We start from the raw sequence: 20,568 nt of genomic DNA, 5'->3' as shown, positions 1-20,568 counted from the left end.
TGGGGTGATCCTCTCGTGTTAGCGCAGCGGGGCGACGGGGCCGTCGGGGAAGTTCATGCGCCCTTCGAGGACTGTCTGGACGTGGGCGCCGACCTCCTCGTCGGACAGACGGCGGAAGCCGTCGGCGGTGATCTGCGCTACAACGGGCCAGATCTTGCGGGTGACGTCGGGGCCACCGGTCGCCGAGTCGTCGTCGGCCGCGTCGTACAGGGCGTTGATGAGCGCCTGCACGACGTCCTCCGGCGAGGCGTTCTCCCGGTAGAGCTTCTTCAGCGAACCACGCGCGAAGATCGAACCCGAGCCGATCGCGTGGTGCTGGTACTGCTCGTACGGCCCGCCGCCGACGTCGTATCCGAAGATGCGCCCACCGTCGATCTCGGGGTCGTACGCGGCGAACAACGGTACGACGGCCAGGCCCTGCATCGCCATGCCGAGGTTGCCGCGGATCATCGTGGCCAGGCGGTTGGCCTTGCCCGCGACGGAGAGCGTCCTGCCCTCCATCTTCTCGTAGTGCTCAAGCTCGACCCGGTAGAGGCGGGCCATCTCGATGCCGGTGCTCGCCGCCCCGGCGATGCCCATGCACGAGAAGTCGTCGGTCCTGAACACCTTCTCCATGTCCCGCTGGGAGATGATGTTCCCCGAGGTCGCCCTGCGGTCACCGGCCATCACCACGCCGCCCGCGCAGGTCGCGGCGACGATCGTGGTCGCGTGCGGAACGTGGTCTCCGACCGGGGCCGCCAGGGTCTCGTTTCTGTCGGGCAACAAGTCCGGCGCGTAGGAGCCGACGAACTCGGTGAACGAGGAAATGCCGCTGTTCGTGAAGATGTGATTCACCATGCCGGCGGGCAGGTCCCTGTGCGATCCCACGCGACTCCCTCCAAAGGTGCGGTCCTATAAGGCCCGACCTTACTCATCTTGCCGTGCTGCATGCACTTCCCTGGATCAGCTCAGCGCGAACCCTCTCCAGGCGCGTCTTCGAATCTTTATATCCGGACGGAGGCCGCGTTCCGCCCCCACGCGCGGGGCCCGGCCGAGGCTTTTCCGCGCGGGCGGAAGGCCTGAAGGACCCCGCAAAAAAGGGCGGGCGGCGCCTTCGCGTCACACCCGCCGTCTGCGCCGGTCCACGCCGTCAGGGCGTGGCGGGACCGGCGACGGCCAACCGGCCCGTCGTCTCGCGGCGTGGCTACGCCCTGAGCCGGTCCGCCTCTCGGCTTCCCACGTTCACGAACACCGTCTGACCCTCCGGGGGGCCGCCGCCGCGACGCGCGGCCTCACCCCGCTCGGCCCGGGACTCGTCCTGGCTTCCCTATCGACTCCCTCGCGCTCAGGAACGACCGGCTACTGGCCGCCCTTCTGGACGTAGGACCTGACGAACTCCTCCGCGTTCTCCTCAAGCACCTCGTCGATCTCGTCGAGGATCGCGTCAACGTCGTCGGAGAGCTTCTCCTGGCGTTCCTGAACGTCGGTCGAGTCGGCCTGCGCGGTCTCCTCGACCTCCCTGTCGGTCCGCCCGGTCTGCTTCTGGCCTCCGGTGTCCTTACTAGCCATCTGTGGCACCTCCACATGGGGGACGTCGTTGCCCCATATCTTCCCCGAACCGGCGGACATTTCGCGTGGATCGTCCTCGATCTTTGCGAGGACCGCGAACTCCCCGGACTCGCCCCAAGACAACCCTCCCCGAGCCGTCGGCGGCAAATCGCACTTGACTAGATAGCAACTCTATCCAATGATGGGCCGACATCGGCCGTCCCCAAGGAGCCCCCATGCCGCCCGAGACGCTGAGCACCGCCGGAGTGCTCCTGATCACCGTGCCCACCATCGCCTTCGGCGGACTCATGCTGCTGAGCCACATCATGCGCAACGTCCCCGGCTACCTCGACAACCCGGTCCGGCAGAACCTGTGGCGGGCGGGACACGCCCACGCGGGCGTCCTGGTCCTGTTCGCCCTCGTCGCGCTGCTCTACATCGACCAGACACACCTGGACGAGGGCCTCAGGAGAGTGGCCAGACTTCTGATCGTCTCGGCGCCGATCCTGATGCCGCTCGGCTTCTTCCTGTCCGTCGTGCGCCCCTCGGACACCAAACCCAACAAGCTCATCTGGCTCACGGTCCTCGGGGGTGTCTTTCTCGCCGCGGGCACGTTGCTGCTCGGTATCGGCCTGTTCTGACCCGCCTCATGCCCTCGCGGAGAAGGAATTTGTCAGCTAATCCGGCGAGTCGGGACCGTTCCGAGTAGGCCAACCGGGTGCAAAACTGCGATCATTGGACCGTGAGCACCATCGTCGCCAGCCGTTACAAGCTTCACTCCCCCGTCGGCCGGGGTGCGACGGGCGTGGTATGGCGCGCCTACGACCTGTTACTCGAACGGAAGGTGGCGCTCAAGGAGATCGCCCTGCCGCCGGGGCCCGCCGCGGCCGAGCAACGACGGCGGGTGGTGCGCGAGGCCCGGATGGCCGCCAGGCTCAGCCACCGGGGCATCGTGACGGTCCACAACCTCGCCGAGGAGGCCGAGCGGCTCTGGATCGTCATGGAGTTCCTTGAGGCCCTCACCCTGCACGACACGCTCGTCCAGGCCGGGCCGCTCCCGGTCGACCTGGTGGCCGGGATGGGCCGCAGGCTCCTCGACGCGCTGCGGCACGCGCACGACGGCGGCGTGATCCACCGTGACATCAAGCCCGCCAACATCATGCTGACGGGCGACCGGGTGGTCCTTGCGGACTTCGGCTTCGCCGCCCCCGAGGGCGCCGCGGGCACCTCGATGCGCGGCACCCCGGCCTTCATCGCGCCGGAGACCCTGCACGGCCGGGGCGGCACCCGCGAGGCGGACATGTGGTCGTTCGGGGCGACCCTCTACATGGCCGTCGAGGGCAGGACCCCCTTCAGGACCGTGAACTCCATGCCCGCGCTGGTCGAGGCGCTGCGCGAGCCCGCACGCGCGCCGCAGCGGGCGGGCGCGCTCGAACCGGTGCTGCGGGGGCTGCTCCGCAAGGACCCCAGGGCACGTCTGAGCGCCGAGCAGACCTCGGCCATGCTGGCCAAGGTCCGTTGCTTCAGCGCCGCCTGACCGGCCCCTCGCCGGAGGCCCCGGGGTTCGTCGTTCGCGGACCCCGGGCCGGCGCCTTTACAAAGTAGATCAAAGTAGATCAGCGACAGGCCTCGACGAACCTGGCGGCCAGCCCGGGGGTACCCGCCCAGTGCAGGTGGAGGTAGGAGGCCACGACCGGGCCGACGGCGAACCCGTCCGCCCCACCCCGCCAGCGGAACAGAGGCCGCTCCGGCACGGGCTCGACGGCCGTGCGGTGGAACTCGTGCCCCCGGTAGCGCTCCCCCGCCCTGGTCAGCGCCGAGTCCTCGACCGCGACCGCGTCGCGGTAGCCTAGGGTGAGGGTCCCCGTCATCCTGGCCTCCACGTCGAGGACCCCGCACATGGGACTGTCGTCGAGCCGCCTGGCGAGATACAGCAGGCCCGCGCACTCGGCGGAGATCGGTCCGCGGAACGCGGCGACCTCCTTGCGCAGCGGCTCGTTCGCGGACAGCTCGGCCGCGTAGATCTCCGGGAACCCTCCACCGATGACGACGCCGCCCGTCCCCTCCGGCAGGGACTCGTCCACCAGCGGGTCGAAGGGGACGACCTCCGCCCCCGCCGCCGTCAGCAGCTCCGCCTGCTCGGTGTAGCCGAAGGTGAACGCCTGCCCCGCGGCGAGCGCGACCCTCGTGGTCGCCGGTACGGCGGGCCCCGGGCTCCACGGCGACGCGGACAGGGCGGGAGCCGTACGGGAAAGTCGGAGGAGCTCCTCCAGGTCGCAGGAGGCGGCGACCAGTTCGGCGGCGGCGTCCATCGCCCTGACCGCCTGCGTCGCGCGCTCGGCGGCCGGGACCAGGCCGAGGTGGCGGGAGGGGGTGGCCACGAGGTCGCTGCGGTGGATCGCGCCGAGCACCGGGACGCCGCTCTCGGCCAGGGCCGCGCGGCACAGCTCCTCGTGCCTGGCGGAGCCGATCCGGTTGAGGATCACCCCGCCGAAGCGGATCCGGGTGTCGTAGGAGGCGAACCCGTGCACCAGCGCCGCGACGGACCGGCTCTGTCTTGCCGCGTCGACCACCAGGACGACCGGGGCCTGCAGCAGTCTGGCCACGTGCGCGGTCGAGGCGAACTCGCTCGTTCCGGCCCCGTCGTAGAGGCCCATCACCCCCTCGACCACCGCGAGGTCGGCCCCGGCGGCGCCGTGCAGGAACAGCGGGGCGACCAGGTCCTCACCGACGAGCCACGGGTCGAGGTTGCGCCCCGGACGGCCCGTGGCCAGGGCGTGGTAGCTCGGGTCGATGTAGTCGGGCCCCACCTTGTGCGGGGAGACTCGCAGGCCCCTGCGGGTGAGCGCGGCCATCAGCCCGGTCGCGACCGTGGTCTTCCCCGCGCCGGACGCGGGGGCCGCGATCACCAGCCGGGCTACCATTCGATGCCCTTCTGCCCCTTCTGCCCGGCGTCCATGGGGTGCTTGACCTTGCCCATCTCCGTCACCAGGTCGGCGGCCTCGACCAGGCGGGGGTCGGCGTCACGGCCGGTGACGACGACGTGCTGGCCGTCGGGACGGGAGGTGAGGGTGGCGACGACCTCCTCGACGTCGATCCAGCCCCACTTCATCGGGTAGGTGAACTCGTCGAGGACGTACAGCCGGAAGGTCCGCGCGGCCAGGTCACGCTTGATCTGCTCCCAGCCCTCCCTGGCGTCGGCTGCGTGGTCCTCCTCGCTGCCGGGGCGCTGGATCCAGGACCACCCCTCCCCCATCTTGTGCCAGGACACCGTGCCGCCCTCGCCGGACTCGCCCAGGACACGCAGCGCCCGCTCCTCGCCGATGCGCCACTTGGCGGACTTGACGAACTGGAACACGCCGATCGGCCACCCCTGGTTCCAGGCCCGCAGCGCCAGCCCGAAGGCCGCGGTCGACTTGCCCTTGCCGGGCCCGGTGTGGACGATCAGCAGCGGCCGGGTACGGCGCTGCCTGGTGGTCAGCCCGTCCTCGGGCACGCTGACCGGTTTCCCCTGGGGCATCGTCATCCGCCTTTCGTTCTCGTACGGCTCACGCGGCGGCCCGTCTGTCGCGGACCACCCCGGCGAGGTCGGTGAGGTCGTCGAGGCGTACGGCCTGTGCCCCCATCCGCCGTGCCAGGGAGGCGGCCAGGCCGAGCCGGATGTGTCCCGTCTCGCAGTCGACCACGACCGTGGCGATCCCGGCCAGCAGCCCGGCGGCCCTGTGAGCCTCCTCGACCGTGCCGGAGGTCGCCCGGCCGTCGGTCACCACGACCAGGAGGGGACGCCGGGACGGGTCGCGCAGCCGTTCGACCCGCAGGACCTCGGCCGCGCGCAGCAGCCCGGCGGCCAGCGGGGTGCGCCCGCCGGTCGGCAGCTCACGCAGCCGGGCGGCGCCCGCCTCGACCGAGGAGGTGGGCGGCAGCACCAGGTCGGCGCGGGAGCCGCGGAAGGTGACCAGGCCGACCTTGTCGCGGCGCTGGTAGGCGTCAAGGAGCAGGCCGAGCACGGCGCCCTTGACGGCGCTCATGCGCTTCCTGGCGGCCATGGACCCGCTGGCGTCCACGACGAACAGCACCAGGTTGCCCTCCCGGCCCTCACGCGTGGCCTCCCTGAGGTCCTCGCGCCGCAGCAGCAGGCCGGGCCCGCTCCTGCCCCGCTCGACCTGGTACGGCGCGGCGGCCTCGACGGTCGCCCTCAGGTGCAGGGAGGTGGGCCGTCCGCCGGGGACCCTGGCCCCGGTCACCCTGCCGAGCGGGGTCGCGGCCCTGGACCTGCGGCCGGGGGCTCCCGCGCCGAGACCGGGCACGGTGAACAGCCTGGCACGCCGGGCGGGGTCGGCCTCGGCGACCTGGTCACGCCCGGTCTGTCCGGTCTGCCCGGGTGCGGGCTCCCCGGACGGGGGCGTGGGCACGCCCTCCTGGTTCGTGGGCTCGGCGGGACCGTCGGCAGATCCCGCTTCCTGGCCGCCCTCGGGACCGCCACCGGGACCGTCGTCCTCGGGACCGTCGTCGGGGTCGTCGTCCGGCTCCTCGGGCATCTGGTCGAGGAGGTCGTCCAGCTTGGACTCGTCCAGGCCCGGCGCGTCGAAGGGGTCGCGGCGCCGCCGGTGCGGCAGGGCGAGCCTGGCGGCCTCGCGGACGTCCTCGGCCGTGACGGTCGTCCCGCCCCGCCAGGCGGCGTGCGCGATGGCGGCCCGCGCGGTGACCAGGTCGGCCCGCAGGCCGTCCACCTCGAAGGCGGCGCAGACCGTGGCGATGCTGTGCAGCGCGGAGTCGGGCAGGGTGACCTCGGCGACCCTGGCCCTGGCCTCGGCGATGCGCGCCGCGAGCTCCCTCTCCTGTGCCTGCCACGAGGCGGTGAAGGCGGCCGGGTCGGCCTCGAAGGCAAGGCGCCGCCGGACGACCTCGGCCCGCTGGGACACCTCCCGCGACGCCCGGACCTCGACGGTCAGCCCGAACCTGTCGAGCAGTTGGGGCCGGAGTTCGCCCTCCTCCGGGTTCATGGTCCCCACCAGCAGGAACCTGGCGGCGTGCCGTACCGAGACGCCCTCTCGCTCGACGTAGCAGGTGCCGAGCGCGGCGGCGTCGAGCAGCAGGTCGACCAGGTGGTCGTGCAGGAGGTTGACCTCGTCCACGTAGAGGACCCCCCGGTGGGCGTCGGCGAGGAGGCCGGGTTCGAAGGCCTTGACCCCCTCGGTGAGCGCCCGTTCCAGGTCGAGCGAGCCCGCGAGCCGGTCCTCCGAGGCGCCGACCGGCAGCTCGACGAGCCTGGCGGGCCGTACGGTGCCTGGGGCGGCCTCGTGCGGGCCGTCGGGGCAGCCCGGGTCGGGGGCCGCGGGGTCGCAGGAGAAGCGGCAGCCGCGCACCACCTCGACGGGCGGCAGCAGCGCCGCCAGTGCCCGCACGATCGTGGACTTGGCGGTGCCCTTCTCCCCCCTGACCAGGACTCCGCCGACTCCCGGGGAGACGGCGTTCAGGATCAGGGCGAGCTTGAGGTCCTCCGACCCCACGATCGCGGTGAAGGGATAGCGCGGATCGCGCACCTTTGCTGCCTCCTCGGCTCTCGTCATGCGGGGTAACTCAGCCGCCAGCGCCCGCCCCGCCCGGTGAGCGTCACCAGGGAGAGCGGTGCGACGTCCACACGCCAGAAGGCGCGGGCCGGGGCGCCGAGGGCGTGTACGACCGCGGCCCTGACCACCGGGGCGTGGGTGACGGCGACGGTCCTTCCTGGGCCGAGGGTGGCGAGCCAGTCCGCGACCCGGCCGACGAGACCGGTGATCGGCTCCCCGTCGTGGGGGGCCGCCGCGGGGTCGGTGAGCCAGGCCTCAAGACCCTCGGGCTCGGCCGCCTCGACCTCGGCGAGCGTCATGCCACGCCAGCGCCCGTAGTCGCAGTCGGCGAGCAGCGGCTCGGGTACGGCCCGCAGGCCGAGCGCCTCCGCCGTCTGCGCGCAGCGCAGCTCGGTCCCGCGGACCGCCCTGCCGGGGCCGATCCGCGGGGCCGTCGCGCGGGCGCGGCGCAGGCCGTTCCCGTCGAGCGGCTCGTCGCCGGGGAAGGCGGCCCGCGCCGTCGCCCGCGTCGAGGCGTGACAGACCAGCAGCAGGCGCGCGACCCCCGAGGGGGTCGTCACGCCGGGCTGCGCCTGCGTGCGGCGAAGGCGAACAGGGCGCCGACTCCCAGCCAGAACACCGCCTGTGTGCCCAGTGAGGCCAGGCGGAAGTCCCACAGGAGACCGGCGGGGAAACCCTCGGGCACCTCGTCGATCCTGGGTAGCAGGATCCAGGCGGCCGCGACCGGCACCAGCAGGGCCGCGCCACCCGCGACCCAGCGCGGCCACGCCTCGGTCGAGGAGACGTAGCGGTACGCGGCGGCCGCGGCGCCGACGGCCAGGATCCCGATGACGACGGCGACAAGGTAGAGCACCGTGCGCTGGTTGATCGTCTCCGGGTCACCGACAGCCGGTGGATTGGCGGGATATTTCACGAACGGGACGAGGACGATCGCGACGAACGACGCCGCCGCGAGAGAGATCGCGAGCAACGGCTCCGACCTCGGGCCGACCCGCCCTCGCACCCCCGCGTAGACGAGGGCGAACAGGCCGCCGAGGGCCACGCCGTACAGGCCGAGGGCGAGGAAGAGACCGAGGCGCTGGCCGTCCCTGCTGACCAGTTCCTCCTCCTCGTGGGAGTGGGCGGGCTCGGCCGCCTCCTCGGCGTGGGAGCTGGAGGCCGCGGCGGCCTCCTCAAGCGCGATGGCCCGGTCGACCCGGGGTTCGCCGACTGTGTAGGCGAAGACCCCGGCGAGCAGTCCGGCGAGCAGCCCTACGAGCATGCCCCTGACGATGAGTTTGGTGATCACGTGTGTGCTCAGTGGCAGGGCACACCGAGCAGGTGGCGCCCGTCGTGCATGAGCTCGTGCAGGTAGTTGCCGGTCTGCGAGATCGCGCCCTGGTCGAAGGCGACCAGGTAGGCGACGAGCAGCAGCACCGGTACGGCGAGCAGCCAGCGGGTGAGTGAGCCAAGCGGGATGGGGTTGACTGGCGGAGCCGAGATCTGGCTCACGGCCACCTCCTTCAGGGGATTGACGCGCCCCTTTTTCGTAGGTCGGTGGCGGTCGAGTGACCTGGCTCCCCGCCCCTCGTGGGGTGGGTCACAGTGGCGCGACCGCACCGGAATCTCACCGGATTTCCCTCGCACCGCCACAAAACAACCGGAACTTATCCCGGTTTGTACTGTCCGTCAATCCATACGATAGCGGACAGAGAACCAGAAACTGTGCGGACGGGTACACCCGCCCGCACAGCGGGTCACTGATCGCCCGTGAGGGCGGTCACCAGGTCGGACGCGGTACGGCAACGGTCGAACAGCTCGCCGACGTGGGCCTTGGTACCGCGCAGCGGCTCCATGGTCGGGACGCGCTGCAGCGATTCCCTACCTGGAATGTCGAAGATGACGGAGTCCCACGAGGCGGCCGCGACCGACTCGCTGAACTGGCTCAGGCAGCGGCCCCTGAAGTAGGCCCGCGTGTCGCTCGGCGGGGCCTCGATGGCCCGCTGGACCTCCTCCTCGGTCACCAGGCGCTGCATCCTGCCCCGGGCGACCAGCCGGTTGTACAGGCCCCGGTCCGGGCGGATGTCGGAGTACTGCAGATCGACGAGCTGCAGACGCGGGTGCGACCAGGCCAGGCCGTCACGCGAGCGGTAGCCCTCAAGGAGTTCGAGCTTGGCCACCCAGTCGAGCTCCCGCGACAGCTGCATCGGGTCCTCGGCCAGGCGGGTCAGGACGGACTCCCAGCGGTCGAGGACGTCCTTGGTGACCTCATCCACGCCGTTGCCGCTGCGCTCCTCGGCATACTTGCGGGCCAGTTCGAGGTACTCCATCTGCAGTTGCACCGCGGTGAGCCTGCGGCCGTCGCGCATCGGGATCTCGTACTTCAGCGTGGGGTCGTGGGAGACCGCGCGCAGCGCCTGGACCGGGTTGTCGACCGCGAGGTCACGGGTGAAGTAGCCGTCCTCGATCATGGCGAGGACCAGCGCGGTCGAGCCCAGCTTCAGGTAGGTCGAGATCTCCGACATGTTGGCGTCGCCGATGATGACGTGCAGCCTGCGGTACTTCTCCGGGTCGGCGTGCGGCTCGTCCCTGGTGTTGATGATCGGCCGCTTGAGCGTGGTCTCCAGGCCGACCTCGACTTCGAAGAAGTCGGCCCGCTGGCTGATCTGGAAGCCCTCACCCCGGGAGTCCTGACCGATGCCGACCCGGCCCGCGCCGACGACGACCTGCCGGGAGACGAAGAACGGGGTCAGGTGCCTGACGATGTCGGCGAACGGCGTGGCCCGGCGCATCAGGTAGTTCTCGTGGCAGCCGTAGGAGGCGCCCTTGTTGTCGGTGTTGTTCTTGTAGAGCTGGATCGGAGCGTTGGCGGGGACGGCCGAGGCGCGGGTCGCGGCGTCGTACATGACGCGCTCCCCCGCCTTGTCCCAGATCACCGCGGCTCGTGGGTTGGTGCATTCGGGAGTCGAGTATTCGGGATGGGCGTGATCCACGTACAGCCGGGCCCCGTTGGTGAGGATCACGTTGGCCAGGCCCAGATCCTCGTCCGTGAGCTGGCTCTGGTCGGCCACCTCCCTGGACAGGTCGAAGCCCCGGGCGTCGCGCAGCGGGTTCTCCTCCTCGAAGTCCCAGCGTGCTCGCCTGGCCCTGGCCGCCGAGGCCGCCAGGTAGGCGTTCACCACCTGGGAGGAGGTCACCATAGCGTTGGCCCCCGGCTGTCCGGGCACGGAGATGCCGTATTCGGTCTCGATGCCCATCACCCGCCGTACCGTCATGCGCACCCTCTGTTCATCCAGGACGACTACTCCGCCGTATATATCCCCGACCCTAGACCCTTCACTATCCCCGTTGACCAGACAGTTATGGCACAGAGGCCTTTTCTGATGCCTTTTCTCCCGGCACCCCCGGCACCCACGGCCCAGGGACCGCTCCCCGCCCATCAGGTACGGCTGCCCGCCTCCTCCTGGCCTTGACAAACTCCTGGACGGGCCGTTCGACCAGCCGGTGAACCAGGTAGGAGAGCGCCAGCGTGACCAGCACGGTGACCGTGGCGGTCAGCCAGGGTGGCAGCGTGTCACGCAGCACCGGCACGAGCACGGCGGCGACCGTCGAGTGGAACAGGTAGAGGGGGTAGGTCAGCGCGCCGAGCACGACCAGCCCGCGCCAGCGCAGCCTGCTGAGGGCGCCGAGCGCGACCAGCGCCATGAGCACGTAGAAGATCACGACGGTCACGACGACCGCCCAGCCGGGCACCGGCATCGCGGCGTAGCCGACCGCGTCGATCCTGCCCTCGACCCTTGCCAGGGCCGCGTTGACCGCCAGGCCACCGCTGATCCCGGCCACACACCACAGCACGGGCTTGGGGCCGTACTTCGTCATGAGGAAGAAGGCCATGCCGCCGACGAAGTACGGCGCGTACTTCGGCATCACGATTAGCTGGACCCACTCGTTCTCGTTGCCGGTGAGGATCCCGGCCGCCAGCAGCCACACGCCCATGAAGACCAGGCAGCGGACGAACGTCACCCCGACGATCACCAGGATCGAGATCAGCAGGTAGAAGCGCAGCTCCGCCCAGAGCGACCAGTAGACGCCGTTGGCGTCGGTCAGGCCGAAGGCGCGCTGGAACATGGTCAGGTTGACCAGGTAGTCGCGCAGGCCGAGCTTGGGGTCCAGAGCCGTGGCCGCGCCGAGGCCGTAGACGGCGGCGACGACGCCCACGCTGATCCAGTAGGCGGGGAAGAGCCGCACCAGGCGTGACAGGGCGAAGGCGCCCAGGCCCCTCCCCCAGATGCTCATCAGGATCACGAAGCCGCTGATCATGAAGAACAGCTCGACGCCGAGGATGCCCAGCCCCGCCGGGGTGGCGGTCGCCGGGAACAGTTTCGCCGGGCGCTCCCCCCAGACGGAGGCGAAGGCGATGAGGTAGTGGAAGGAGACGACCCCGGCGGCGGCGAGGAAGCGCAGGAGGTCGAGTTCTGCGAGACGGCCGGTTCCCCTTGTGGTCGTGCCCGTAGCCGTGCCGGTCATGTGCCCGCCGGGGCGAAGTGTTCACGCACGCCACTTGGACGGTGTTTCGATCATCCGGGTTCCCTCGGGCCGGATCTTGTTCCCCCGGTTTCCCGGCTCTCCCGGAAGGCCTTCCGGAGACGCGAGGGCGGCGCGGTCCTCGGAAGGACCGCGCCGCCTCGGTGGTGCGTCTACAGGTACTGACCGGTGTTGGCGACCGTGTCGATGGACCGGCCCGCCTCGGTGCCCTGCTTGCCCGTCACGAGGGTGCGGATGTAGACGATCCGCTCGCCCTTCTTGCCGGAGATGCGGGCCCAGTCGTCGGGGTTGGTGGTGTTGGGCAGGTCCTCGTTCTCGGAGAACTCGTCCACGCAGGCCGCCATCAGGTGCTGGATCCTCAGCCCCTTCTGCCCGGTGTCGAGGAACTGCTTGATGGCCATCTTCTTGCCGCGGTCGACAATGTTCTGGATCATCGCGCCGGAGTTGAAGTCCTTGAAGTACAGGACCTCCTTGTCGCCGTTGGCGTAGGTCACCTCAAGGAAGCGGTTCTCCTCGCTCTCGGTGTACATCCGCTCGACCACCCGCTGGATCATGGCCGAGATCGTGCCCTCACGGCTGGAGCCGTGCTCGGCCAGATCGTCGGCGTGCAGCGGAAGGTCCTCGATGAGGTACTTCGAGAAGATGTCCCTGGCCGCCTCGGCGTCCGGCCGCTCGATCTTGATCTTGACGTCCAGACGGCCGGGCCGCAGGATCGCCGGGTCGATCATGTCCTCGCGGTTGGAGGCGCCGATCACGATGACGTTCTCCAGGCCCTCGACGCCGTCGATCTCGGACAGGAGCTGGGGAACGATGGTGTTCTCGACGTCGGAGGAGACGCCGGAGCCACGGGTCCTGAAGATCGAGTCCATCTCGTCGAAGAACACGATCACCGGGGTGCCCTCGGAGGCCTTCTCCCTGGCGCGCTGGAAGACCAGGCGGATGTGCCGCTCGGTCTCGCCGACGTACTTGTTGAGAAGCTCGGGACCCTTGATGTTGAGGAAGAAGCTCTTGCCGGACTGGCCGGTCTTCTCCGCGACCTGCTTGGCCAGGGAGTTGGCCACCGCCTTGGCGATGAGCGTCTTGCCACATCCGGGCGGGCCGTACAGCAGCACGCCCTTGGGGGGACGGAGCTTGTGCTCGCGGAAGAGGTCGGCGTGCAGGTAGGGAAGCTCGATGGCGTCCCTGATCTGCTCGATCTGCCGCATGAGCCCGCCGATCTCCTCGTAGGAGATGTCGGGCACCTCCTCCAGGACGAGCTCCTCGACCTCGGACTTGGGAATGCGCTCGTAGACGTAACCGGAGCGCGGCTCCAGCAGCAGCGAGTCGCCCGCGCGGATCGGCTGGTCGAGCAAGGACTCGGCCAGTCTCACCACCCGCTCCTCGTCGGCGTGCGAGATCACCAGCGCGCGCTGGCCGTCCTCAAGGAGCTCCTTGAGCATCACGATCTCGCCGACTTCCTCGTATCCGAGGGCCTCGACGACGTTGAGCGCCTCGTTGAGCATGACCTCCTGGCCACGCTTCAGCGAGTCGACGTCAACCGCTGGACTGACGTTCACTCGAAGTTTGCGACCACCGGTGAAGACCTCCACCGTGCCGTCTTCCCTGGACTCAAGGAACACGCCGAAGCCGGAGGGCGGCTGCGCCAACCGGTCGACTTCCTCCTTGAGCGCGACGATCTGGTCCCTGGCCTCCTTGAGGGTGGCCACAAGACGCTCGTTCTGGCCGGTTACGGCCGCGAGGTTCGCCTGCGCTTCGTGGAGACGCTCTTCGAGGATCCTGGCCTGCCGGGGAGACTCCGTCAGCTTCCGACGTAGCGTGGTGATCTCCTCCTGCAGGAAGGAGACCTGTGCTGTGAGGTCGGCGACCTCCCGTTCGCGCTGCGCGGCACGAGCCTCGGCGTCGTCGCGAGCTGCCACGGCGTCACCTCCTTCCCAGTCGAGACCGACTACTCAAAACCCTACCCATCTGGGGGCTGTCCCTTACCTGGCCGAGCGGTGTTCGTATGGCTACATTAAGTAGGCACTTAACAATCCCTTATCGTGCGTTTAGTCCTTGGAGCATAAGAACACGGAGATCTGTTCCCGCGTCACTCTCCGACGCACCCTCGTGGCTGAATCGTCATCAACTGGTGGAAGTGGTGGAAGACGCGGACTCCTCGCCATATGCCCCCTTCGCTGGACGCCTGCGACGAGGTGGTGGGGTCACCCCGTCCGCCATGCGACGCGCGGTGACGAGAAACCCGGTGTGCCCGACCATCCTGTGGTCCGGCCGTACGGCGAGGCCCTCGACATGCCAGTCGCGAACCAGGGTCTCCCACGCATGGGGCTCGGTGAAACTCCCGTGTTCGCGGAGAGTTTCCACCGTGCGGGACAATTGGGTGGTAGTCGCCACATAACAGCAGATGACACCACCGGGAGTGAGGGCCTTGGACGCGGCGTCCACGCACTCCCACGGGGCGAGCATGTCCAGGATGATCCGGTCGACGTCACTCTCGTCGAGCGCGTCCACGAAGTCGCCGACCACCAGTCGCCACTGGTCCATCGGGCCGCCGTAGAACTTCTCCACGTTCTTGGTGGCGACCTCGGCGAAGTCCTCGCGCCGCTCGTAGGAGGTGACCCGCCCCTCAGGGCCGACGGCGCGCAGCAGGAAGCAGGTCAGGGCGCCGGAGCCGACCCCCGCCTCGACGACCCGGGCGCCGGGGAAGATGTCGGCCATGCCGACGATCTGCGCCGAGTCCTTGGGGTAGATGACCGCGGCGCCACGCGGCATGGACAGCGTGTAGTCCTGGAGCAGGTGCCGGAACGCGAGATACTGGGTGCCGCCGGACGAGCGCACGACCGATCCCTCAGGCTGACCGATCAGGTCGCTGTGCGGGATGGCGCCCTTGTGCGTGTGGAAGACCCCGTCTTCCTTCAGCGTCACCGTGTGACGCTTGTTCTTGGGATCGGTGAGCTGAACCTGATCCCCGGCCTGAAACGGCCCATGCCTGCGAAAACCCATGCCCGCAAGGTTATCGGCGCCCGGCCGCCGCCCGTCCCCTCACGAAGATCCCCGCGGGACGTCCAGGACGGAAATGGTTGGTCCGCCTTCGTGGGGACCTGATAGCACTTGGGGATGCTCCCACAAGACATGATCCTCTCCCGGGACGTCGTCCTGCGCCCACCCGCGAAGTCCGACGTCGAGCCGATCGCCCGCGCCTGTGCCGACCCCCGCGTCAGTCGCTTCCTGCCGACCCTGCCGGTGCCGTACACCCGCGACGACGCGCTCGCCTACCTGGGAATGGCCGAGCAGGCGTGGCGGGACGGCGGCGCGTCCTTCGCCATCGCGGACACCGAGACCGACGAGTGGCTGGGCAACATCGGCCTCAAGCCGCTCGACGCGCGCGGCAACGGCGAGGTGGGCTACCTGGTGGCGCCGTGGGCGCAGGGGCGGGGCGTGGCGACGGCGGCCACCAGGGCGCTCACCGAGTGGGCCTTCGCCCTCGGGGTGCGGCGGATCGAGCTGCTGGCGGATGTGGAGAACCTCGCCAGCCAGCGGGTCGCGCTCGCCGCCGGTTTCCAGCGCGAGGGCGTCAGGCGCTCGGCCGAGGCCCGCAGGGACGGCGGCCGGGCCGACCTGGTGGCCTTCGCCCGCCTGTACGGCGAGCCTGGCGAACGCGTCCACCCCTTCCTGCCCGCCCTGCCCGGCGGCTCGCTGACCGACGGTGTGGTACGGCTGAGGCCGCTGGGCCCCGGGGACGCCGACGACTATCACACGCTGGAGAACCTGCCCGACGTCGTGCGCTACAGCGTCCCCCCGCAGGGCCCCGACAGGGCCAGGGCCGAGCGACTGTGCCGGGAGGCGGGTGCGCACTGGCTCGCGGGCGAACGCGTCGAGCTGACGATCAGGGACGCCGCGACGGACGCCTTCGCCGGGCACATCCAACTGACCTCGATCGTCCCGGTGCTCGGTCAGGCGATGACCGGCTACAGCCTGCTGCCCGCCTTCCGCGGCCGGGGCCTGACCACGCGGGCTGTCGACCTGCTCGTCGGGTGGGCCTTCGAGCACACCGCGCTGGCCAGGATCATCGCGGGCACCTCCCCCGGCAACCACGCCTCGCACCGGGTGCTGGAGCGCGCGGGCTTCGCCAAGGAGAGGCTGGCGCGCGGCCTGCTGCCCGGCCCCGACGGTACCCGCCTGGACGACCTGCAGTGGTACAGGCTGCGGGAGTAGCTCTCAGCCGAGCAGCGCGTACAGGCGGTCGGCGACCCCCCTGGCGGTCGGCCGCCGGGCCGGTTCCCCGATGCAGGCCAGGACGAGGTCGGCCAGCCCGGGCTCCAGGTCGCCGCTGACCGAGGGCGGCGTCGTGTTGACCTTGCGCAGGGTCAGCAGCGGGTCGTGGACGGGCAGCTCGCCGTACAGACCGGTGCGGGTCACCGACCAGTGCAGCGTCGCCCCGAGCGACCACACGTCCCCCGCGGGCGAGGGGTCGTCGCCCCGCAGCAGCGCGGGGTCGGTGAACTCGACCGACCCGATGTCGCCCATCCCGGTCACCGTCGCGCCCGGCGTCAGCACCTGCGACAGGCCCAGGTCGGACAGCTTGCCCCCGGTCTCGGTGAGCAGCACGTTGCCGGGCTTGACGTCCCGGTGCACGATGCCCTCCTCGTGCAGCGCCTGGACGGCGTGGGCCGCGCACGCGACCGAGCGCAGGACCCGCTCGCGCGAGGGCGGCGTCGCGGGCAGCCTCAGGGAGCCCTCCGGGAGATACTCCATCGAGTAGTAGAAGACCCCGCCCTGCTGCCCGGCGTCGTAGAGCGTCACGAGGTACGGCGAGCGCACCGCGGCGAAGGCCTTCAGCTCCCTGGTCGCCCGCCGGAAGGCGTCCTTGCCGGTGCCGCCGACCACCTTCACCGCCACCAGGTCGGCCTCGACCGGCAGCCGCTGCGGTTTCCTCGCCAGGTAGAACTCGCCATGGTTGCCCGCCCCCAGCGGGCGGACGAACTCGTAGTCGGCGATGCCCTCCACCGATGGTCCCCCTTCGCACCTTCCGCGACGCTCGCGGTGATCTGCCACAGACGGTAACGTCACCTTGGTCATTCTCGGGGCTTTTCATTACTTACGGGAAGCGTGTCCCAGTGTTCCAGGTTGACCTGCTTCTGCTTGATCTCGTGATCGTCCTCGTCGCGGCGCGGCTGCTGGGAGCCGCGGCCAGGCGGCTCGGCCAGCCCCCGGTCGTCGGGGAGATCGTGGCCGGCATCCTGCTCGGTCCCACCCTGCTCGGGCCGCTGGTCGGCGACCGGCTGTTCGGCCCCGGGATGCTTCCCCCGCTGCAGGCCCTTGCCGACGTCGGGCTCGTGCTGTTCATGTTCGTCGTCGGCCTGGAGCTGGACCAGAAGCTGGTCAGGGGCAAGGGCAGGATCGCGGTCGTCATCGCGCTCGGCTCGACGCTCCTGCCGTTCGTCCTCGGCTGCGCGCTGGCGCTCGGCATAGCGGGCGACCACGTGGACGGGTCGAAAACGCTGCCGTTCGTGCTGTTCATGGGCGCGGCGATGGCGGCGACCGCCTTCCCCGTGTTGGCCAGGGTCATCACCGACCGGGGGATGCAGCGCGTCACGGTCGGCGGCCTCTCGCTGGCCTCGGCCGCGGTGATCGACGTGCTCGCCTGGACCGCGCTCGCGGTGGTCGTCGGGCTCGCGAGCGCGGACGGGGGCGAGGGGCAGTGGAAGGTCGCGCTGGCCCTGCCGTACGGGCTGGTGATGTTCCTGGTCGTGCGGCCGCTACTGGCCCGTCTGGTGCCCGCGTGGCAGCGGGCGGGCAGGCTGACCCCGGGGCTGCTGTCCGTGGTTCTCATCGGCCTGCTGGCCTCCTCCTGGGCCACCGAGTGGATGCACGTGCACTTCATCTTCGGGGCGTTCGTCTTCGGCGCCGTGATGCCCCGCGAGGGGGCCGAGCGGCTCAACCACGAGATCCTCGAACGCCTCGAACAGCTCGCCGTGCTCCTGCTGCTGCCGATGTTCTTCGTGGTGGCGGGACTCAACGTCGATCTCCGCTCGCTCGACCTGTCCAGTCTGGGGACGCTCGCGGCGATCCTGGTGGTCGCGATCGGCGGCAAGCTGGTCGGCTCCTACGTCGCGGCCCGCACCCAGCTGCCAGGGCGGCAGGCGCTGGCCATCGCCACGCTGCTCAACACCCGGGGGCTCACCGAGATCGTCATCCTGTCCGTCGGGCTGCAGAAGGGCGTGCTCGACAACGAGCTGTACTCGCTGATGGTCGTGATGGCGCTGCTGACCACGGCGATGACGGGGCCCGTGCTGCGCAGGGTCTATCCCGAACGCCGGGTGGCGCGTGACATCGCGCAGGCCGAACGCGAGGCCCTCGGCGTGAGCGCCGCCCACCGCGTGCTGGTCGTCGTGCCCGGCTCCCCCGCCGAGCAGGTCCCGCTGGCGGAGCTGGCGGCCGTCCTGGCCCGTTCCGCCCCGCCCGCCAAGGTGATCCTCGCCCACCTGCGGCCCTATCCGGGCGGCCGTCTCGAACTCGGCGGGGGCCTGTCGTCGGAACTGGCCGAGCTGGCGGAGACCCTCCACGATCTTGAGGTCCTGGCGGAGGTCGTGCGCGCCCACGGCCACGAGGCGAGGGTGGTGAGCCGCTTCAGCGCCTCCGTCGGCACCGAGCTGGCGGAACTGGCCGTGGGAGCCTCCCCCGACCTGGTGGTGCTGCCCGAGGGCGTTCCCGGATACGCGGAGATCCGCGACGGGGTCACCTGTCCCGTGGTCACGGTGACCTCCGCTGCCCCGCTGACCTCACGGGGACCGGTCGCGGTACAGCAGGCCGACGAGGCCGCCGTCCGCGTGGCGCTCATCCTGGCGCTGGCCGGTGGGCGCCCGCTGGTGGTCGAGGGCGGCGGCAGGGCCTCCGCCCTGGTCAGGCGGCTGGACGGGCTCGGGGTCGAGGTGGGCGGCGGGCCGGTGCCCGAGGACGCCCTCACCGTGGCCGGGGAGAGCGCCAGGGACGCCGCGGGACACCTGCTGGTCCGGGCGGAGCGGGACGCCGACCCGGTGGACTGGTCCGCACTCGTCTCCGCGCTGCGCGAGCCCGTACCCCCCGCGCGGAGCTGAGATCAGCGGTTGCGGTGCGACTCGTAGCGCATCGTGCGTGAGACGCCGATCCGCACGGTCGTGCCCGGCAGGATGGCGACCGGCTCGTTCGGCGGGATGTCGTAGAAGTTGGGGTCCCCCGGCGGCTGGATCTGGGTGCCGTTGACCGAGCCGAGATCGACCAGGTTGACGTCCCAGCCGTCCAGTGCGACCCGCAGGTGTCGGCGCGAGACCGACCCGTCGGGGCTGGTGACCTTGGCGGGGCGCACCGTCCCGTCCGCGACTTCGGGGGCCCGCTCGGGGTCGCGGCCGACCAGGTAGTCGCTGTCGAGGCGCAGCGTCGTGCCGTCGTCGAGCAGGAGCACGCCCAGCGGCGGGCGCGGCCCCTTGTAGGGGACGAGCGTGCGCTGCACCAGCGCGATGCCGCAGACCGCGCAGTACGGCACGCGCGGGTCGTTGAAGTGGTCGTTCTTGCAGTCCACCCCGTAGACCAGCGGACGCGACTCGGCCTGCTGGTCACCGGGCGGCGCCGGGGACACCGGAGACACTGGAGACTCCGCGGTGCCCTGGGGACCGCCGGGCATGAGCAGCTCGTACTCGAAGGGCTGGTCGCGGACGTCCTGGACGGGCTCGGGTTCGTGCTGGGCCATCGCGGGGGCCTGCGGCCCCGGGTCGGAGTGCCACCCCTGCTGCGCGGGCGGTCCTGGGGCGTAGTGGTCGGGGGAGCCCATCGGGTACGGCGCGGGCGGCACCGGCTCGGCCGGGGGCACCGGAGGCACCGGAGGCGCGGACCAGTCCACGGACGGCTGGGACGGCGCGGGGTCGGCCCACTCGGAGGGCGCGGAGACGACCGGTGGAGGCGCGGTCTCCACCGGAGAGGCCGCCACGGGGGCGGCCTGCGGGAGGGGCTCGGGGGCGGGCTCGCGGCGCGGAGCCTGTACGGGCGCCTGCCCCGGCTCCGCGGGGTCGCACAGGACGCCGCCCGCGTTGACCACGCCGCTGTCCAGCCGGGTCAGCGGGTGCGCCTGCCCGGCGTCGGGCAGGCGCAGCTCGACCCGGGTGACCGGGCCGGGAACCAGCCGGTCGGACCAGGTGAGGGCGTCGCGCCCGGCGAGCTGCACCTCACCGCCCTGACCGGTGACCGAGGCGAACGCCGGGCCGCTGACCAGCACGGCCACCCCGGAGGAGACCGGACCGGCGACGGCGCACGCGACGGGCTCGCCCATCACGACCGCGAGCACCTGGGCGACGCGGCGGGCCAGCGCCCGGCCGTCGCCGCCCGAGGCGGCCGTCTCCCTGAGCGCCCCCAGAAGATCCTCGACGACGGGCTCGGCCGCGTCACACACCAGCAGCAGGCCACCCACATGGGCGACCAGCCCCTTGCCCGGAAGTGGACGCACCACTCCGAAGCCCTCGTCGGTCACAGAACTCTCCCTCCCCGGAAACGCCACCGGATGAACGGAACCCTCATCGGCCCGTTCGCCACCAGCCACATGCAGACCCAGACGACGGTGAAGTGCGTCCAGAACGCGGCAGGTGGGACCGGGTCAATGAAATCAACCGCACCGGACCGTAGCAAAAAGTACAGCAGAAGGCCTTCAGGAACGAGCGTCAGCAAACCGAACAGCGTCGGCCAGTCCTTCTCCCACCGGAACTGCATGAGGAAGTGGTAGATCAGCTCCCAGACGATCCCCAGGACGGCCACCGCCAGCAGGACGAGCAGGGCGTTGGCGTAGCGGGCGCCGAGCGCCCCCGAGGAGCCGGGAAGAACCGGGACGATCAGCAGCGTGACGACCACGCCGACGGTGGCCAGCAGGAAAAGGCGCGTCTGGATGCGCCCGAACAACGTCGGAACCACGGGGAAACTACTCTCC

The 20,568-nt window shown here is 70.8% G+C and carries 19 protein-coding genes and 1 riboswitch; of the genes, 4 read left to right on the top strand and 15 right to left on the bottom strand.

Annotation, left to right across the window (positions count from 1 at the left end; genetic code table 11):
- Positions 1-18 precede the first annotated feature (18 nt).
- On the bottom strand, positions 19-837 hold the full coding sequence (gene prcB / locus FHS44_RS33085) for a proteasome subunit beta (RefSeq protein ID WP_184722409.1): 819 nt from the start codon (positions 835-837) through the stop codon (positions 19-21).
- A 501-nt stretch (positions 838-1,338) separates the two neighbouring features.
- Entirely contained in the window at positions 1,339-1,548 is a 210-nt protein-coding gene (locus tag FHS44_RS33080) for a ubiquitin-like protein Pup (protein WP_184722055.1), read from the bottom strand.
- A gap of 215 nt (positions 1,549-1,763) precedes the next feature.
- On the opposite strand from FHS44_RS33080, the gene FHS44_RS33075 reads away from it, so the two are divergent.
- Complete coding sequence (locus FHS44_RS33075; RefSeq protein WP_184722052.1) at positions 1,764-2,168, top strand: hypothetical protein; 405 nt, start codon at positions 1,764-1,766, stop codon at positions 2,166-2,168.
- Between the two features lie 101 nt (positions 2,169-2,269).
- Entirely contained in the window at positions 2,270-3,064 is a 795-nt protein-coding gene (locus tag FHS44_RS33070; protein ID WP_184722049.1) for a serine/threonine-protein kinase, read from the top strand.
- A gap of 79 nt (positions 3,065-3,143) precedes the next feature.
- Here FHS44_RS33070 and FHS44_RS33065 read toward each other — a convergent pair whose 3' ends face one another.
- The 10 genes from FHS44_RS33065 to FHS44_RS33020 all read right to left on the bottom strand — a co-directional run bounded on the left by FHS44_RS33065 (position 3,144) and on the right by FHS44_RS33020 (position 14,621).
- Positions 3,144-4,451, bottom strand: coding sequence for a cobyrinic acid a,c-diamide synthase CobB (locus tag FHS44_RS33065; RefSeq protein WP_184722046.1), 1,308 nt, complete (start codon positions 4,449-4,451; stop codon positions 3,144-3,146).
- Positions 4,445-5,047 carry a cob(I)yrinic acid a,c-diamide adenosyltransferase gene (cobO, locus tag FHS44_RS33060; protein WP_184722407.1) on the bottom strand — a complete coding sequence of 201 codons (603 nt, stop codon included), beginning with the start codon at positions 5,045-5,047 and terminating at the stop codon, positions 4,445-4,447. Before cobO ends, FHS44_RS33065 begins: the two co-directional genes overlap by 7 nt.
- Positions 5,048-5,075: 28 nt before the next feature.
- Positions 5,076-7,097: a putative cobaltochelatase gene (locus FHS44_RS33055; protein WP_184722043.1), complete on the bottom strand. Its 2,022-nt coding sequence runs from the start codon at positions 7,095-7,097 to the stop codon at positions 5,076-5,078.
- Positions 7,094-7,657 (bottom strand): histidine phosphatase family protein, encoded by a 564-nt coding sequence (locus FHS44_RS33050; RefSeq protein WP_184722041.1) that lies wholly within the window; start codon positions 7,655-7,657, stop codon positions 7,094-7,096. Before FHS44_RS33050 ends, FHS44_RS33055 begins: the two co-directional genes overlap by 4 nt.
- Positions 7,654-8,385 (bottom strand): CbtA family protein, encoded by a 732-nt coding sequence (locus FHS44_RS33045; RefSeq protein WP_312863903.1) that lies wholly within the window; start codon positions 8,383-8,385, stop codon positions 7,654-7,656. The genes FHS44_RS33050 and FHS44_RS33045 overlap by 4 nt, the downstream gene beginning before the upstream one ends.
- A gap of 8 nt (positions 8,386-8,393) precedes the next feature.
- Positions 8,394-8,588 carry a CbtB domain-containing protein gene (locus FHS44_RS33040; protein ID WP_184722038.1) on the bottom strand — a complete coding sequence of 65 codons (195 nt, stop codon included), beginning with the start codon at positions 8,586-8,588 and terminating at the stop codon, positions 8,394-8,396.
- Between the two features lie 33 nt (positions 8,589-8,621).
- Positions 8,622-8,742, bottom strand: a riboswitch (cobalamin riboswitch).
- A 91-nt stretch (positions 8,743-8,833) separates the two neighbouring features.
- Positions 8,834-10,351: a depupylase/deamidase Dop gene (dop, locus tag FHS44_RS33035; RefSeq protein ID WP_184722035.1), complete on the bottom strand. Its 1,518-nt coding sequence runs from the start codon at positions 10,349-10,351 to the stop codon at positions 8,834-8,836.
- Between the two features lie 85 nt (positions 10,352-10,436).
- Positions 10,437-11,603 carry an acyltransferase family protein gene (locus FHS44_RS33030; protein WP_184722033.1) on the bottom strand — a complete coding sequence of 389 codons (1,167 nt, stop codon included), beginning with the start codon at positions 11,601-11,603 and terminating at the stop codon, positions 10,437-10,439.
- Between the two features lie 170 nt (positions 11,604-11,773).
- On the bottom strand, positions 11,774-13,537 hold the full coding sequence (gene arc / locus FHS44_RS33025; protein WP_184722030.1) for a proteasome ATPase: 1,764 nt from the start codon (positions 13,535-13,537) through the stop codon (positions 11,774-11,776).
- Positions 13,538-13,742: 205 nt separating this feature from the next.
- Positions 13,743-14,621 carry a tRNA (adenine-N1)-methyltransferase gene (locus FHS44_RS33020; protein WP_184722025.1) on the bottom strand — a complete coding sequence of 293 codons (879 nt, stop codon included), beginning with the start codon at positions 14,619-14,621 and terminating at the stop codon, positions 13,743-13,745.
- A 129-nt stretch (positions 14,622-14,750) separates the two neighbouring features.
- Here FHS44_RS33020 and FHS44_RS33015 point away from each other — a divergent pair, with 129 nt between their 5' ends.
- Positions 14,751-15,833, top strand: a complete 1,083-nt coding sequence (locus tag FHS44_RS33015) for a GNAT family N-acetyltransferase (RefSeq protein WP_221461573.1) — start codon at positions 14,751-14,753, stop codon at positions 15,831-15,833.
- A 3-nt stretch (positions 15,834-15,836) separates the two neighbouring features.
- Here FHS44_RS33015 and FHS44_RS33010 read toward each other — a convergent pair whose 3' ends face one another.
- Positions 15,837-16,625 (bottom strand): serine/threonine-protein kinase, encoded by a 789-nt coding sequence (locus FHS44_RS33010; protein ID WP_184722019.1) that lies wholly within the window; start codon positions 16,623-16,625, stop codon positions 15,837-15,839.
- Between the two features lie 110 nt (positions 16,626-16,735).
- On the opposite strand from FHS44_RS33010, the gene FHS44_RS33005 reads away from it, so the two are divergent.
- A complete protein-coding gene (locus FHS44_RS33005) occupies positions 16,736-18,715 on the top strand; it encodes a cation:proton antiporter (RefSeq protein ID WP_184722016.1) in 1,980 nt (659 codons plus the stop codon).
- A 2-nt stretch (positions 18,716-18,717) separates the two neighbouring features.
- Here the strand turns inward: FHS44_RS33005 and FHS44_RS33000 are convergent, their stop codons facing one another.
- Together FHS44_RS33000 and FHS44_RS32995 are read right to left on the bottom strand one after the other, a co-directional pair.
- Positions 18,718-20,118 (bottom strand): FHA domain-containing protein, encoded by a 1,401-nt coding sequence (locus FHS44_RS33000; RefSeq protein ID WP_184722013.1) that lies wholly within the window; start codon positions 20,116-20,118, stop codon positions 18,718-18,720.
- A complete protein-coding gene (locus FHS44_RS32995) occupies positions 20,115-20,552 on the bottom strand; it encodes a hypothetical protein (protein ID WP_184722010.1) in 438 nt (145 codons plus the stop codon). Before FHS44_RS32995 ends, FHS44_RS33000 begins: the two co-directional genes overlap by 4 nt.
- Positions 20,553-20,568 lie beyond the last annotated feature (16 nt).

It is taken from the genome of Streptosporangium saharense, from assembly GCF_014203715.1.
Lineage (GTDB): Bacteria > Actinomycetota > Actinomycetes > Streptosporangiales > Streptosporangiaceae > Streptosporangium > Streptosporangium saharense.
Note: the sequence above shows the minus strand (reverse complement) of the source record. Positions and strands in the feature narration are given on the sequence as shown.

Coding starts and splice junctions, on each gene's coding strand:
- FHS44_RS33030 (WP_184722033.1), bottom strand. CDS start 11,603: ATGACCGGCACGGCTACGGGCACGACCACAAGGGGAACCGGCCGTCTC.
- cobO (WP_184722407.1), bottom strand. CDS start 5,047: ATGCCCCAGGGGAAACCGGTCAGCGTGCCCGAGGACGGGCTGACCACC.
- FHS44_RS33020 (WP_184722025.1), bottom strand. CDS start 14,621: ATGGGTTTTCGCAGGCATGGGCCGTTTCAGGCCGGGGATCAGGTTCAG.
- FHS44_RS33075 (WP_184722052.1), top strand. CDS start 1,764: ATGCCGCCCGAGACGCTGAGCACCGCCGGAGTGCTCCTGATCACCGTG.
- FHS44_RS33015 (WP_221461573.1), top strand. CDS start 14,751: ATGATCCTCTCCCGGGACGTCGTCCTGCGCCCACCCGCGAAGTCCGAC.
- FHS44_RS33080 (WP_184722055.1), bottom strand. CDS start 1,548: ATGGCTAGTAAGGACACCGGAGGCCAGAAGCAGACCGGGCGGACCGAC.
- FHS44_RS33055 (WP_184722043.1), bottom strand. CDS start 7,097: ATGACGAGAGCCGAGGAGGCAGCAAAGGTGCGCGATCCGCGCTATCCC.
- prcB (WP_184722409.1), bottom strand. CDS start 837: ATGGTGAATCACATCTTCACGAACAGCGGCATTTCCTCGTTCACCGAG.
- dop (WP_184722035.1), bottom strand. CDS start 10,351: ATGACGGTACGGCGGGTGATGGGCATCGAGACCGAATACGGCATCTCC.
- FHS44_RS33065 (WP_184722046.1), bottom strand. CDS start 4,451: ATGGTAGCCCGGCTGGTGATCGCGGCCCCCGCGTCCGGCGCGGGGAAG.